The organism is Pseudomonas sp. LBUM1657 (genome assembly GCF_059716075.1).
This window is the reverse complement of record NZ_CP166799.1, coordinates 3,489,867-3,504,388: the sequence shown is the minus strand read 5'-3', so window position 1 is coordinate 3,504,388 and position 14,522 is coordinate 3,489,867. Positions and strand designations below refer to the sequence as shown.

Sequence of the window (14,522 nt, the reverse complement as noted above, 5' to 3'; positions counted from 1 at the left end):
GCCCGCGAAGAGGCCGGTACATTCACCGAGCATTCCCAAAGGTCGACCCCCTTACAATCAACCTCGCCGAAAAATCCAGGGTCCGCACCGGACCGTCATCCCCGCGCAAGCGCTTGAGCAAACACTCAAACGCACTGGCGCCAATCTCGGCTGTGGGCTGGGCGAGGGCGGTGATGCCGCTGCCCACCAACGGATACCAATCCAGATCATCCAGGGCGATCAGGCCGACGTCCTCGAACAGGTTGCACTTGAGTTCACGCAGCGAATGAGTACTGGCCAGCGCCGCAATCCCGTTCGCGCAAAACAGCGCCTTCGGGCCGGACCCTGGTGAATCGAGAAAGGTTTTCAACTGTGCAGTCAATTCGCTGCCGGTTTCGATCAGCGTGCCGCGCAGCGCCGGGCGCTGGGCGATCTGCGCCTTGAAACTGCTGACCCGCTCGATCCGCGAACTGGTGCCGTCAAACGGTTCAGTCACCAGCAGCACGTCGCGATAGCCGCGCTGTTCAAGATGCGCGAGGGCCATCTCGACCGCCGCCGGGTTGTCGAGCCCGACCAGATCGCTTTCGAGTTGCTCGACCTTGCGATCCACCAGCACCAGCGGCATTTCCCGATGCAGTTCGCGCAATTCATCGCGGTGGTGGCCAAGGGTGTTCACGATCAGGCCTTCGATGTTGTACGAGCGCAGCAGGGCCAGGTGCTGGCGTTCCTGCTCGTCATCGCGGTCGGTGTTGCACACCACCAGGCTGTAGCCGTGTTGACGGCAGGCGGTTTCCACCCCGTGCATCACGGCAATCGAATAAGGGTTACGGATATCGGCGACAAGCATGCCGATCAGGCGGGTGCGGCCGCGTTTCAGACCACGGGCCATCTGGTTCGGGCGATAGCCCAATTCGGCAATCGACTGCTCGATGCGCAGGGCAATCGCGTCGGAGAGCAGGGCGCGGTCGTCGCCGATGAACCGCGAGACGCTGGCCTTGGAGACCTTGGCGTGTTCGGCCACGTCGAGCATGGTCACGCGGCTGCGCTGGGCGGCGGAAAAATCGTTCACGGTCTGAAACCTTTTTATTGGATTTATAAGGTTTGGCGCCTAGCGCTGAAACCGGTTTCAGAAGACACCAAAAGCAAATGCGCCGTCAAGTGCTCGATTCACCATGACGCGATAAATGCCGACGGGTGGTGATCAAGCCAGCACACTCAGCCACGCCGATCCCAGCAACAACAACGCCATGCAGCGATTGAATCGCTGCATCGCCCGGGGCGAGCGCAACCACCGCGCGGACCCTGCACCCAGCAGCGCCCAGGCACCCAGGCACGGCAGGGAAATCAGGAAAAACGCCAGTGACAGGTACGCCACGTGACCCACGCGATGTTCGCCGTTCCCCGCGAACACACTGACGACCGCCAGCGCCATCATCCAGGTTTTCGGGTTGATCAATTGCAGGCTGGCGGCGCCCACCAAGCCGAGTCGGGCTGCGGTGTCCTGAGCTGTGACGGCAGCGGCCGGCGCGCTGAAAATCTGCCAGGCCAGGTAAGTCAGCCAGGCCACGCCGACCCACTGCATTGCGCTTTGCAGAGCGGGCAACGCGGTCAGCGACGAACCGGCTCCGGTGCCGACCAACAGCACAATGGTTGCGGCGCTGGCACAGGCGCCGAAGATGATTGGCACGGCAGCCGCCAAGCCGAATCGGGCACTGTTGCTCAACACCAGAATATTGGTCGGGCCGGGAGTGATCGAGGCGACAAAGGCAAACAGCAAGAAGGGCAACAACGTCGGGAAAGAAGACAGCATCGCAGGCAAACTCCGGTGAAGATCAGGTCGATCGATCTTCACAACCTGCGGGGTTACCTGTCTGGAAGATTTGAGCAGCGCTTGCGATACAGCGCCGGGGTCAGGCCGTAGGCGCGCACGAACCAGCGCCCCAGATGGCTCTGGTCGGCGAATCCCAACTCCATGGCCACCGCTGCCGGTTGTTCGCCACGGGCCAGCATGCGTCGGGCCGTGGCCAAGCGCAATTGCACCAGGTACGCGTGGGGCGCCATGCCATAGGCAGCCTTGAAGGCGCGAGTCAGGCGGAAGCGGTCGACACCCGTGGCGGCGGCCAGTTGGTCGAGGCCAATATCGAATTGCGCATTGGCGTGCAAATATTCCCGGGCCTTTTGCGCCACCAACGGCAGGCGCGGGTCTTCGCCATATCGAGCGCGCCAATGCAGATGACTGGTCAGGCGTTCGAGCAAGTTGTCGAGGGCGGTCTGGCGGACGATCTTCAATTCACCATGATGCAGGGTCTGAAACGCCAGGCTGGTGGCGTGGGCCAGTTGCACGTCGGTCGTCAGGGTTTTGGCAAAGCTCAACTGACTGTTGTCGGGGGCATTCTCGAACACGGCACTGAGTTCGCGCGTCAGCCACTGCGGATCGAGGTACAGCATGCGGTAAGTGAAACCGTCTTCGGTCGGGGCGTCGCCGTCGTGGATGTCGCCCGGCTCCAGCAAAAACACTTTGCCCGGCGTGCTTTGGTGCTTCGCCCGCCGACAGTGGAATTGCTGGACGCCTTGCTCGGTGACGCCCACCAGATAACTGTCATGCCAGTGCGGATCGTAGGCGTGACCTTCGAAATGCGCGCGCAGGGTCTCGATGCCGGTGTCGGCGTCCTGGGCCAGATCGATCCAGTTGTGAGAAGTCATGCTGCACCTGTGAGGCGGATTGCCGATCTATTTAACGCCTGCGTCGAGGGCGATGACTAGAACGTTTGTGCAGGGGCTCAGTTGAAAAGACCCGCCGCGATGTTGATCGAGAACCCGAGAATCGCCGTGTTGAACAGAAAACCGATCAGCGACTGCGCCAGCACAATCTTGCGCAGATCACGGGTCGCGACGCCGACATCGGACGTCTGCACCGCCGCGCTGATGGTGAACGAGAAATACAGGAAGTCCCAGTAATTGGGCGTTTCCAGACCTTCAGCGAAACGCAGCGCCGGGTCCTTGCCGTCCCAGGTGTAGAACAGGCGGGCGTAATGCACGCTGAAAATCACCCCGATCAGTAGCCATGAACCGATCACTGTTAGCGCCGTGAAACCGTAATGCAGCAACTTGCGGGTGGTTTCCAGGTCCCTGCTGCCGGCCAGTTCGAAGGCGATGGTCGCCAGGCTGGCAATGGCGGCGATGCACACCACCAACAATACCAGCCCGGCGTTTTCGTCTTCGACCTCGGCAATGCGCTTCACGTCCGGCGCTTTGGCGCGCGCGGTGAGCCAGAACATCAGGATCAGGTAAGTCCAGACCCCGGCATTCCAGCCGAAGAGGATTTTGCTGATGATCGAATCGGCCGGCGCCAGAATGCCCACCGCGATGCCGAGCGTGGCAGCGGCGGACAGGCGAGGGTGGGTGCGGGCGAGGAAGGGCATGGAGACTCGATGGTCGGGGCTGTGCAAACACCTTAGCCCAGGTGCTACAACCTTGAAACCGGTGAAACACCCTGTGGGAGCGAGCCTGCTCGCGAAGAGGCCATCACATTCAACATCAATGTTGACTGACTGTCCGTCTTCGCGAGCAGGTTCGCTCCCACATTGGGTCGGTGGTGTTGGTTAGGTATGTTCATGCCGCTTGCGCACCAACTTCATCACCACCACAAAAAACACCGGCACGAACACAACCGCCAATGTCGCGGTGATCATCCCGCCAATCACCCCGGTGCCGATGGCTTGCTGGCTCGCCGAGCTGGCACCGGTGGCAATCGCCAGCGGCACCACGCCGAGGATAAACGCCAGGGAGGTCATGACAATCGGCCGCAGTCGCAGGCGCGCGGCTTGCAGGGTGGCGTCGATCAGGTCGTGGCCTTCGTCGTACAGGCTCTTGGCGAACTCGATGATCAGGATCGCGTTTTTCGCCGACAGCCCGATGATGGTGATCAGCCCGACCTTGAAGAACACATCGTTGGGCATCCCGCGCAACGTCACGGCCAATACCGCGCCGAGCACACCGAGGGGCACCACCAGCAGCACCGAGGTCGGAATCGACCAACTCTCATACAACGCCGCCAGGCACAGGAACACGATCAACAGCGACAAACCGAGCAGGATCGGCGCCTGACTGCCGGACAAGCGTTCCTGCAACGACAACCCGGTCCACTCCTGACCCAACCCTGCCGGCCCTTGCGCCACCAGCCGTTCGATTTCGGCCATGGCTTCGCCGGTGCTGTAGCCGGGCTTCGGTTCACCGGAAATGCTGATCGCCGGGTAGCCGTTGTAACGGGTCAACTGTGCCGGGCCCTGGGTCCATGTGGCCTGGACGAAGGCCGACAACGGCACCATTTTCCCGTTGCTGTTGCGCACGTTGATCTTCAGCAGATCGGCCACCTGGCTGCGCTGATCGCCTTCAGCCTGAACGACCACCCGCTGCATCCGCCCCTGATTGGGGAAGTCGTTGATGTAGGCCGAACCGACGGCGGTGGACAACACGTTGCCAATGTCGGCAAAGGACACGCCCAACGCGTTGGCCTGTTTGCGGTCCACCATCAGTTGCACCTGCGGCGCTTCAGCCAGGGCGCTTTCGCGCACGTTCATCAGGATCGGGCTTTTCTCGGCGGCCGCCAGCAACTCGCTGCGCGCCTGCATCAACGTGGCATGGCCGAGGCCGCCGCGATCCTGCAAGCGGAACTCGAAACCGCTGGACGTGCCGAGGCCGTCAACCGGTGGCGGCAATACGGCGAAGGCCACGGCGTCCTTGATCTGGCTCAGCGCGATGTTGGCCCGGTCGGCAATTGAACTTGCCGAATCGTCGCTGCCGCGATCAGACCAGTCCTTCAACGTGGTAAACGCCAGTGCCGCGTTCTGGCCGCTGCCGGAGAAGCTGAAACCGAGAATCACCGTGCTGTCACCGACGCCCGGTTCCGTGGCGTTATGCGCTTCGATCTGCTCGACCACCTGCACCGTGCGGTTCTTGCTCGCGCCCGGTGGCAGTTGAATGTCGGTGATGGTGTAACCCTGATCCTCCACCGGCAGGAACGACGACGGCAGACGACTGAAGCACAACCCCAGACCGATCAGCAGCACGCCGTAGATCAACAGGTAGCGACCGCTGCGTTTCAACGCGTAGGCGACCCAGCCCTGATAGCGCGCGGTCAGTTGCTCGAAGCGGTGGTTGAACCAGCCGAAGAAACCTCGTTTCTCATGATGCTCGCCTTTGGCAATCGGCTTGAGCAACGTTGCGCACAGCGCCGGGGTCAAGGTCAGGGCGAGGAACGCCGAGAACAGGATCGAGGTGGCCATGGACAACGAGAATTGCCGGTAAATCACCCCGACCGAACCCTGCATGAACGCCATCGGAATGAACACCGCCACCAGGACAAGCGTGATGCCGATGATCGCCCCGGTGATCTGCTTCATGGCTTTGCGCGTCGCTTCCTTGGGCGACAGGCCTTCGCTGGCCATGATTCGCTCGACGTTCTCCACCACCACAATCGCGTCGTCCACCAGAATGCCGATGGCCAGCACCATGCCGAACATGGTCAGCACATTGATCGAGAACCCCAACGCCAACATGGTCGCAAAGGTGCCCATCAATGCCACCGGCACCACCAGGGTCGGAATCAGCGTGTAGCGGATGTTTTGCAGGAACAGGTACATCACCGCAAACACCAGCAACATCGCCTCGCCGAGGGTGTAAACCACTTTGGTGATCGAGACTTTGACGAAGGGCGAAGTGTCGTACGGGATCTTGTATTCGACGCCCTGCGGGAAGTAGCGCGCCAGTTCATCCATCTTCGCCCGCACCAGCGTCGCGGTGCTCAGGGCATTGGCGCCCGGCGCCAGTTGCACGCTGACGGCGGTCGAGGGCTTGCCGTTCAAACGGGTGGAGAACTGATATTCCTGACTGCCGATCTCGACCCGCGCCACGTCTCCAACGCGCACTGTGGAGCCGTCTGGATTGGCCTTGAGCACAATGTCGGCGAACTCTTCCGGGGTCGATAATTGACCTTTGACCAGAATGGTCGCGGTGATTTCCTGGGTGGTGCGGGTCGGCAAATCGCCGATGCTGCCAGCCGAGACCTGGGCGTTCTGCGCGACGATGGCGGCGTTGACGTCGGCCGGTGTCAGGTTGAAACCGATCAGCTTCTGCGGGTCGATCCAGATCCGCATCGCCCGTTCAGCACCGTACAACTGCGCCTTGCCGACACCGTCCAGACGCTTGATCTCGTTCATCACGTTGCGCGCCAGGTAATCGCTGAGCGCTACGTCGTCGAGCTTGCCGTCGCTGGAAGTGAGGGTGATCAACAGCAGGAAACCGGCCGAGACTTTCTCCACCTGCAAGCCTTGTTGCGTCACGGCCTGAGGCAAACGCGACTCGACAACCTTGAGACGGTTTTGCACATCGACCTGGGCCATTTCCGGGTCGGTGCCGGGCTGGAACGTCGCGGTGATGGTGGCGCTGCCAAGGCTGCTTTGGGATTCGAAATACAGCAGGTGGTCAGCGCCGTTGAGTTCTTCTTCGATCAGGCTGACCACGCTTTCGTCCACGGTCTGCGCCGAAGCACCCGGGTACACGGCGTAGATTTCGACTTTCGGCGGCGCGACGTTGGGGTATTGCGCCACCGGCAACTGCGGAATGGCCAAGGCGCCGGCCAGCAGGATGAACAGGGCAACCACCCAGGCGAACACCGGGCGGTCGATAAAAAACTGCGGCATAAAAAAGCGTCCTGCTTACTGACCAGAAACCTGGGCGAGTGGAAGAGGGGAATTGTCGATCTGCACTTTCTCGCCGGGACGGGCGTGCTGCAGGCCTTCGGTGACGATGCGGTCGCCGGGTTTGAGGCCGGCGGTGACGATCCAGCGATCGTTCTGCACCGCCCCCAGTTCGACCGGTTGCTGGCCGACCCGCTGCTCGGTGTCGAGCACCAGCACCTGGGCGATACCGGCACTGTCACGCTGAATGGCCCGTTGCGGCACGCTGATGCCGTGCTGGATGACGGCTTGTTCCAGGCGCACGCGTACGAAGCTGCCTGGTAGCAAGTCGAGGTCCGGGTTGGGGAATTCGCTGCGCAGGATGATCTGGCCGGTGCCGGGGTCTACGGTGATGTCGGTGAACAGCAGCTTGCCCGGCAACGGGTATAGGCTGCCGTCGTCCAGGATCAACGTGGCTTTGACTTGACCCTGACCCACTTCCTGCAACTGACCGGAGCGGAAAGCCCGGCGCAGGTCATTGAGTTCGCGGGTCGATTGGGTGAGGTCGGCGTGGATCGGGTTCAGTTGCTGGATCAAGGCCAGCGGCGTGGTTTCGTTCTGCCCGACCAAGGCGCCTTCGGTGACCAGCGCGCGGCCGATGCGGCCGGAAATCGGCGCCGTGACGGTGGCGTAACCCAGATTCAGTTTCGCCCGCTCCACGGCGGCTTTGTTGGCGGCGACGTCGGCCGCGGTTTGCCGGACGCTGGCTCGGGCGTTGTCGTAATCCTGGCCGCTGATGGCGTTGCCTTCGATCAACTGGGCGTAACGCTGCTCTTGCAGTTTTGCCTGAAACGCGTTGGCTTCGGCCTTGCGTAGCGAGGCTTCGGCACTGTCCAGGTCGGACTTGAACGGCGCCGGGTCGATGCGGAACAGCACATCGCCTTTTTTCACGTCGCTGCCTTCGCGGAACGCCCGTTGCAACACCACACCGGCGACCCGGGCGCGGACTTCGGCGATGCGCGGTGCCGCAATCCGCCCACTCAGTTCGCTGCTGATGGACAACGGCCGGGCTTCGACGGTCTCGATGCGAACCGTGGCCAGTGGCGCCTGTTCTTCGGCGGTCGAGGCCTTGTCACAAGCGCTCAGCGTCAATGCCAGTGCAATCAGGCTGAGCCTGGCAAGCAGTTTCTTCGACATGTAAATACCCCAATAATGACCCCCAGCATCCTACGGGGAGGGGGCGAGGGTAGCGGTGAAGCTTTGTAGGGGCTGTGTGAAATTGTGTAAGGGTTTTACTCAGGGGTGGGCGAGGGCGTATATCCTGCAGGCCTTGAATTTTATTGCGCCTGTCAGGCCGCCTTCGCGAGCAAGCCCGCTCCCACAGTTGAAATGCGGTCCCCTGTGGGAGCGGGCTTGCTCGCGAAGAGGCCGGAACAGACGCCACAGCACTTTCTGGAAACACCCATGCCCAACATCCTCCTGGTCGAAGACGACACCGCGCTCGCCGAACTGATTGCCAGCTACCTGGAACGCAACGGCTATTCCGTCAGCGTGATCGGCCGCGGTGACCATGTGCGCGAGCGTGCGCGGGTCAATCCGCCGGACCTGGTGATCCTCGACCTGATGCTGCCCGGTCTCGACGGCCTGCAAGTCTGCCGCTTGCTGCGCGCCGATTCGGCGACGTTACCAATCCTCATGCTCACCGCCCGCGACGACAGCCACGATCAGGTGCTGGGCCTGGAAATGGGCGCTGACGACTACGTCACCAAGCCCTGCGAGCCGCGAGTATTGCTGGCCCGGGTGCGGACCTTGCTGCGGCGCAGCAGCCTCAGCGAACCGCAGACGGCCAACGACCGCATTCTGATGGGCAACCTGTGCATTGACCTGTCCGAGCGCACCGTGACCTGGCGCGACCAATTGGTGGAGCTGTCCAGCGGCGAATACAACCTGCTGGTGGTGCTGGCCCGGCATGCCGGTGAAGTGCTGAGCCGCGACCAGATTCTGCAACGCCTGCGCGGCATCGAGTTCAACGGCACCGACCGCTCGGTGGACGTGGCGATTTCCAAGTTGCGGCGCAAATTCGACGACCACGCCGGCGAGGCGCGCAAGATCAAGACGGTGTGGGGCAAGGGTTACCTGTTCAGCCGTTCCGAGTGGGAATGCTGAAGTCATGTTCAGAATCCTCTTTCGCCTGTACCTGGTGACGATTGTCTCGTTCAGCGCGGCGATCTACCTGGTACCAGACCTGGTGATCAAGGTCTTCCACGAACGTTTTGTCAGCTACAACCTCGACTATTCCCGAGGGCTGCAAACGCTGATCGTCAAGCAGTTTCACGCCGTGCCCCAGGCACAATGGCCGGCCTTGGCGGCCGAGATGGACAAGGAGTTCCAGCCGCTGCACATCGTGCTGAGCGGCAAGGACGATGCCGATTTTTCCCTCGATGAGCGGGAACGTTTGCAGCGTGGCGAGAACGTCGTGCGCATTGGCGACTGGGGTTGGCGGACGCTCGCGGTGTCGCCGCTGAACGAACAGACGGTGGTGCAAATGGTCGTGCCGCCGGACCCGATGGACGTCAGTCTGTTGTACTGGAGCATCAACGTCCTGATCGGCGCGACCATGCTTGCCTGCCTGTTGCTGTGGCTGCGCCCGCACTGGCGCGATCTGGAACGCCTCAAGGGCACCGCGGAGCGCTTCGGCAAAGGCCACTTGAGTGAGCGCACGCAGATCTCCGGCCACTCCAACATTGGTAGCCTGGCCACTGTTTTCGACACCATGGCCGGCGATATCGAGAACCTGCTGAACCAGCAGCGGGACTTGCTCAACGCGGTGTCCCACGAACTGCGCACGCCCCTGACGCGGCTGGATTTCGGCTTGGCGCTGGCGCTCTCCGACGACTTGCCGGTCGCCAGTCGCGAACGCCTGCAAGGCCTGGTCGCGCACATTCGCGAACTGGACGAACTGGTGCTGGAACTGCTGTCCTACAGCCGCCTGCAAAACCCGGCGCGGTTGTTGGAGCAGGTTGAAGTGTCGCTGGATGAATTCATCGACAGCATCCTCGGCAGCGTCGACGAAGAACTGGAATCCCCGGAGATCGTCATCGACGTGCTGCTTCACGGCCAACTCGAACGCTTCAGCCTCGACCCGCGCCTGACCGCCCGCGCGCTGCAGAACCTGCTGCGCAACGCCATGCGTTACTGCGAAAAACGCATTCAGATTGGCGTGCGGGTGTGTGCCAAGGGCTGCGAGATTTGGGTGGACGACGACGGGATCGGTATTCCGGATGACGAGCGTGAGCGGATTTTCGAACCGTTTTATCGACTGGACCGAAGTCGCGACCGGGCGACCGGCGGGTTCGGGTTGGGACTGGCAATCAGTCGCCGGGCACTGGAAGCCCAGGGCGGTACGCTTACCGTTGAAGCATCGCCATTGGGCGGGGCGCGGTTCCGGTTGTGGTTGCCGACGCCGGTTTGAATTTGCGCAGTAGTCACTTATCCGACAGCGTGGAGTGTCAGGCGCTGATCCGGCTTCGCAACACCTTGGCCATGTCTTCCAGTGCCGCCGCCGGGTTACGCCCGATCAGCATCCAGGCGTGCTCCATGCCGGCCCAATAGACAACATTCATCCCGTGCCGGCGTTCATGGGCAAAATGCTGACTGCCGCTGTTGGAGCGGGTGATGCACAGCGCCATCGGGCCGTGCGCCGGGTCCAGATAGGTAATCTGGGCAATGGCCGCGCCATCATATTCGAGGATCTGCGCGCGCTTGAGCTCAAGGCGCGGCAAGGCCAGTTGGCCGGGCAACAGATTCAGCCCCAGGCGTGCATCGATGGTTCGCAGTTGCGCACGTTGGGCGGCTTCGTCGTTGGGCAGGTGTTCCAGGGTTTGCGGCACGTAGAGCGACATGTAGTCGGCCACCAACCCGCGCCAGTTGTTCTTTTCCTGGCTCAACTGCCAGCCGAGGAACAGCCGATCCGCCACCACGCCGCTCATCACAAGCCCGGCGGCCGCCGCGAGGAACCAGCGGCGACTGAGTGGTGCTGGCGCGGGTGCAGGCAAGGTGTCGAGCATGGCTTGCAGTCGATCCACGGGCGCCTGTCGACCCAACTCATCGTAGGCGTCCTTGAACGGCAGGCTGCTGCGGGCCAGCCATTGCAGGCGCAGGTTGAGCGTCGGGTCATCAAGGATGGCGGTGTCGATGTGTGATCGTTGCTCGCTGTCGAGCTGGTCGTCGAGGTAAGCCACCAGTTGCTCATCCGAGGGTATCGCTTTCATGGACGTTCTCCGGTGGAAGGGTTCGGCACGGCGTGCAATGGCGGATACTCGGCCAGTTTCCCGCGCGCGGCGGCCAGGCGGCTCATGACGGTGCCAATGGGTACTTGCAGCACCTCGGCGACTTCGCGATAGGACAAACCCTCGACATAGGCCAGATACACCGTTTCCCGCTGGGCTTCGGGCAGCGCATCGACGCGCCGGATGATCTGCGCCGCGAACACATGGGTCTGCGCCGCGTATTCACCGTCGAACGACAAGGTGTTGTCGGCATCCATCAGCCCCTGACCGTGGCGTACCCGTCGAGCACGGACTTCGTTGAGCCAGATCGAATGCAGAATGCTCAGCAGCCAGCGATCCATGCGGGTGCCCGGTTCGAACTGGCCGGCACGTTCCAGCGCCCGCACGCAGGTTGCCTGCACCAGGTCTTCGGCGACATGCCGTTGCCGGGACAACAGCAGACCGTAGCGCCATAAACGCGCCAGGTGCTGGCCCAATTCTGCCCGTATTGCCTGATCGCTGGCGATGGCGACCTCCGTGCGCGTTGGTAGGTGTCAGGTTTTCGAAGAATCGTTGATGGCTTCAGCCAGGTCCTGATATTCCTCGCAGGTAGTGCTGCCGCAGATGGATTTGATCTGCTGCAACTGCTCCTGAGCCAGGTCCAGTCGGCCTTTGATCACGTAGGCTTCGCCGAGGTATTCGCGCACTTGCGCATACTGCGGATCGAGCTTCACCGATTGCAGGTAGTAATCGATGCCTTCATCGGTGCGCCCCAGTTTACGCGTGGCATAACCGCGATAGTTCAAGGCCTTGGCGGTGTTTGGCTGTTTCAAGGTGTCGAGCAGGGCCAGGGCTTCTTCGTAGCGACCGTCTTTGGCCAAGCGATAGGCGTAGTTGGTGCGGTCGGCGTCCGGGACCAGGCTGCTGTTTTTCATGAGGCATTTCTGCTGCTTGCTGTCCCAGACCTGGCCTTTGGGGCAGTTGGGTTTGGCCGGCTCTTCTTCGTCACCTTCGGCGAAGGCAAGTGAGCCGGACAGCGCGACCGCAAGCAACAGCGGGGCCGTAAAAGCTGCGACACGGATGTTCATGGGCAATGCTCCACAGATTGATGCGTTTCAGTTCGAATCACGCCCCGGCAGCATCCGGCGCAACGTGTTGTCCCGCAGGCCGTAGTGGTGAACCAGCGCCATGATCGCGTGCAATCCAGCGAGTATCACGATGGCCCAGGCCACTTGTTCATGCAGGCCGCCAAAGACTGACTTCATGCTTTTATCGAAGGTGATCAATGTTGGGACATCGAACAGGCCGAAAAAGTTGAATGGCTCTGCCTGCGCCCAGCGCAACATAAAACCCAACACAATCTGGCTCAGCAACAAGGCATAGAGCGCCAGGTGCGCGGTGTTCGCCAGAATGTTCATGACACCTGATTCGCTGGCGGCAAACGCCGGCCACGGGACAGGCGCCACAGCAGTCGGCCGATAACGATTACCGCCAGCAGAATGCCGCAGGAAATGTGCAGCGACTGCAACTCTTTGCGCAGCGGCGTGCCCTTGGCCAGTTGCTCCCAGATCTGCGCGCTGGCGAACATACCGATCACCAGCAACGCGGTCAGCCAGTGCAGGGTCATGGTCAGGCGATCGTAACGTATCGGCGAGTTCAGGTTCGGGCTGTTCATGGGCGGTTCTCATGGGCGATAAGAAGTGAACACCGCTGGGTGAACAATTATTCATTTCTTTTTGACGGTCTTTGCAATGACAGCTCAAATCGAGGCGCTATGCTCGACAGCATTCGTTGTCGATCTGGAGCGCTGCCATGAAAGATCAGGTCCATCACGCCGCCGCCGCGGGCTATAAGACCGGTGCCGACACCTACGTGCGCGGTCGTCCGGATTACCCGCCGCAAGTGGCCGACTGGCTGACGGATACATTGGGTTTGAACGCGGATAAAACCGTGATCGACCTGGGCGCCGGCACCGGCAAATTCACCGCTCGATTGGTGGTGACCGGCGCCCAGGTGATCGCCGTGGAACCGGTGCCACAGATGCTCGACAAATTGTCTGAAGCGCTTCCCGAAGTGCTGGCCGTCAACGGCACCGCCATGGATTTGCCGCTGCCAGATGCTTCGGTGGACGTGGTGATCTGCGCGCAAGCCTTTCACTGGTTTGCCAGCCGCGAAGCGCTGACCGAGATCGCGCGAGTGCTAAAACCTGGCGGCAAGCTGGGGTTGGTGTGGAACTCGCGCGATACCAAAGTCAGCTGGGTGCCGAAACTGGACGCGATCGTCAATGCGCTGGAGGGTGATACCCCGCGCTATTACACCGGGGCCTGGCGTCGTGCGTTTCCCCATTCGGCGTTCGGGTCGCTGCAAGAGCAGCATTTCACCCATAACCACACGGGCTCGCCAGAGGATGTGATATTCAACCGCGTGCGCTCCACCAGTTTTGTCGCGGCATTACCGGCGGTGGAGCGGGCGAAGGTGGACGAGCAAATCCGCGCAATGATTGCCAGAGAGCCGGAGTTACGCGGCAAGGACCTGGTGACCGTGCCCTATGTCACGGCGGCATTCGTGGCAATAAAGGGGAGTTAGCCCCGACCACAAACTCTGTGGGAGCGGGCTTGCTCGCGATAAACGATGATTCGGCATCAGCTCAGCAGGCGAATCGGTTCTCCCGCAGACCAGGCTTGAATGTCCTCGATCATCTGCGAGAAAAATTGGCGATAGTTCTGTTGGCTGACATACCCGACGTGGGGCGTTGCCAGCACATTGTCCAGCGTCCTGAACGGATGATGCGCGGGCAAGGGTTCCTGCTCGAACACGTCCAGCGCCGCGCCTGCCAGCCGCTTTTTTTGCAGCGCCTTGATCAGTGCCGCCTCATCGACAATCGGCCCGCGGGCGGTATTGACCAGCAGCGCCGTGGGCTTCATCCAGTCCAGCGCCTGGGCGTCCACTAACCCGCGGCTGCGATCGCTGAGCACTAGGTGAACCGACAACACATCGGCCTGTTCGAACAGTTCCTGTTTGCTGACAAAGGTCACGCCGACTTCGGCCGCGCGCTCTGCGGTCAGGTTTTCGCTCCAGGCGATCACCCGCATGCCGAACACCTGACCGAATTGGGCGACACGTTGGCCGATGCTGCCCAGACCGAGGATTGCCAGGGTCTTGCCATGCAGGTCGCCACCCAGGCCTTGTTGCCATTGGCCTGCGCGCAGGGCGTTGGCTTCGACCACCAGGTTGCGGGTCGCGGCCATGATCAGTGCCCAGGTCAGTTCCGGAGCGGCATGTTTGTAACTGTCCGTGCCGCTGACCTGGATGCCCAGTGCGGCAGCGGCTTTCAGATCGAGTGCAGCGTTGCGCATGCCGCCGGTGACCAGCAGTTTGAGTTTCGGCAGGCGCCGCAGCAGGTCCTCATCGAACCGGGTGCGCTCGCGCATCACGCAAATCACCTCAAACTCGCCCAAGCGTGCCGCCAGGGTTTCATTGTCGGCGGGGTAGTCATGGATAAAATTCACCTGGCCGATGCCGTCCAGCGCCGACCAGTCCACCACGTCACGGGCCACATCCTGCCAATCATCAATCACCGCAATCTGCACAGCCATCC

Annotated in this window: 13 protein-coding genes and 1 pseudogene; 3 read left to right on the top strand and 11 right to left on the bottom strand. The window is 61.7% G+C overall.

From position 1 onward, the window contains the following. Positions 1 to 22: 22 nt before the first annotated feature. The 6 genes from ACA055_RS16115 to ACA055_RS16090 all read right to left on the bottom strand — a co-directional run bounded on the left by ACA055_RS16115 (position 23) and on the right by ACA055_RS16090 (position 7,853). Entirely contained in the window at positions 23 to 1,048 is a 1,026-nt protein-coding gene (locus tag ACA055_RS16115; RefSeq protein ID WP_497679549.1) for a LacI family DNA-binding transcriptional regulator, read from the bottom strand. A gap of 132 nt (positions 1,049 to 1,180) precedes the next feature. Continuing rightward, entirely contained in the window at positions 1,181 to 1,789 is a 609-nt protein-coding gene (locus ACA055_RS16110; RefSeq protein WP_497679548.1) for a LysE family translocator, read from the bottom strand. Between the two features lie 53 nt (positions 1,790 to 1,842). Beyond that, positions 1,843 to 2,682 (bottom strand): AraC family ligand binding domain-containing protein, encoded by an 840-nt coding sequence (locus ACA055_RS16105; protein ID WP_497679547.1) that lies wholly within the window; start codon positions 2,680 to 2,682, stop codon positions 1,843 to 1,845. Between the two features lie 77 nt (positions 2,683 to 2,759). Further along, on the bottom strand, positions 2,760 to 3,401 hold the full coding sequence (locus tag ACA055_RS16100; protein ID WP_497679546.1) for a DUF1345 domain-containing protein: 642 nt from the start codon (positions 3,399 to 3,401) through the stop codon (positions 2,760 to 2,762). A gap of 180 nt (positions 3,402 to 3,581) precedes the next feature. After that, a complete protein-coding gene (locus tag ACA055_RS16095; protein WP_497679545.1) occupies positions 3,582 to 6,680 on the bottom strand; it encodes a multidrug efflux RND transporter permease subunit in 3,099 nt (1,032 codons plus the stop codon). A gap of 15 nt (positions 6,681 to 6,695) precedes the next feature. Further along, positions 6,696 to 7,853, bottom strand: coding sequence for an efflux RND transporter periplasmic adaptor subunit (locus ACA055_RS16090; protein ID WP_497679544.1), 1,158 nt, complete (start codon positions 7,851 to 7,853; stop codon positions 6,696 to 6,698). A gap of 267 nt (positions 7,854 to 8,120) precedes the next feature. Here ACA055_RS16090 and ACA055_RS16085 point away from each other — a divergent pair, with 267 nt between their 5' ends. Continuing rightward, a complete protein-coding gene (locus tag ACA055_RS16085) occupies positions 8,121 to 8,822 on the top strand; it encodes a response regulator (RefSeq protein WP_497679543.1) in 702 nt (233 codons plus the stop codon). A gap of 4 nt (positions 8,823 to 8,826) precedes the next feature. Further along, positions 8,827 to 10,128 carry an ATP-binding protein gene (locus ACA055_RS16080; protein WP_497679542.1) on the top strand — a complete coding sequence of 434 codons (1,302 nt, stop codon included), beginning with the start codon at positions 8,827 to 8,829 and terminating at the stop codon, positions 10,126 to 10,128. Between the two features lie 37 nt (positions 10,129 to 10,165). Here the strand turns inward: ACA055_RS16080 and ACA055_RS16075 are convergent, their stop codons facing one another. The 4 genes and pseudogenes from ACA055_RS16075 to ACA055_RS16060 all read right to left on the bottom strand — a co-directional run bounded on the left by ACA055_RS16075 (position 10,166) and on the right by ACA055_RS16060 (position 12,599). After that, the gene (locus ACA055_RS16075; RefSeq protein ID WP_497679541.1) at positions 10,166 to 10,927 is read right to left on the bottom strand and encodes an anti-sigma factor family protein; all 762 of its coding nucleotides are present in this window, start codon (positions 10,925 to 10,927) and stop codon (positions 10,166 to 10,168) included. Next, positions 10,924 to 11,421: a sigma-70 family RNA polymerase sigma factor gene (locus tag ACA055_RS16070; protein WP_497679540.1), complete on the bottom strand. Its 498-nt coding sequence runs from the start codon at positions 11,419 to 11,421 to the stop codon at positions 10,924 to 10,926. Before ACA055_RS16070 ends, ACA055_RS16075 begins: the two co-directional genes overlap by 4 nt. A 57-nt stretch (positions 11,422 to 11,478) precedes the next feature. Continuing rightward, positions 11,479 to 12,012: a tetratricopeptide repeat protein gene (locus ACA055_RS16065; RefSeq protein WP_497679539.1), complete on the bottom strand. Its 534-nt coding sequence runs from the start codon at positions 12,010 to 12,012 to the stop codon at positions 11,479 to 11,481. Between the two features lie 27 nt (positions 12,013 to 12,039). Beyond that, positions 12,040 to 12,599 (bottom strand): annotated as a pseudogene (locus tag ACA055_RS16060) (cytochrome b). Between the two features lie 137 nt (positions 12,600 to 12,736). Here ACA055_RS16060 and ACA055_RS16055 point away from each other — a divergent pair. Next, positions 12,737 to 13,510: a class I SAM-dependent methyltransferase gene (locus tag ACA055_RS16055; RefSeq protein WP_497679538.1), complete on the top strand. Its 774-nt coding sequence runs from the start codon at positions 12,737 to 12,739 to the stop codon at positions 13,508 to 13,510. A 56-nt stretch (positions 13,511 to 13,566) separates the two neighbouring features. On the opposite strand, the gene ACA055_RS16050 is transcribed toward ACA055_RS16055, so the two are convergent. After that, positions 13,567 to 14,520 carry a D-2-hydroxyacid dehydrogenase family protein gene (locus tag ACA055_RS16050; protein WP_497679537.1) on the bottom strand — a complete coding sequence of 318 codons (954 nt, stop codon included), beginning with the start codon at positions 14,518 to 14,520 and terminating at the stop codon, positions 13,567 to 13,569. Positions 14,521 to 14,522 lie beyond the last annotated feature (2 nt).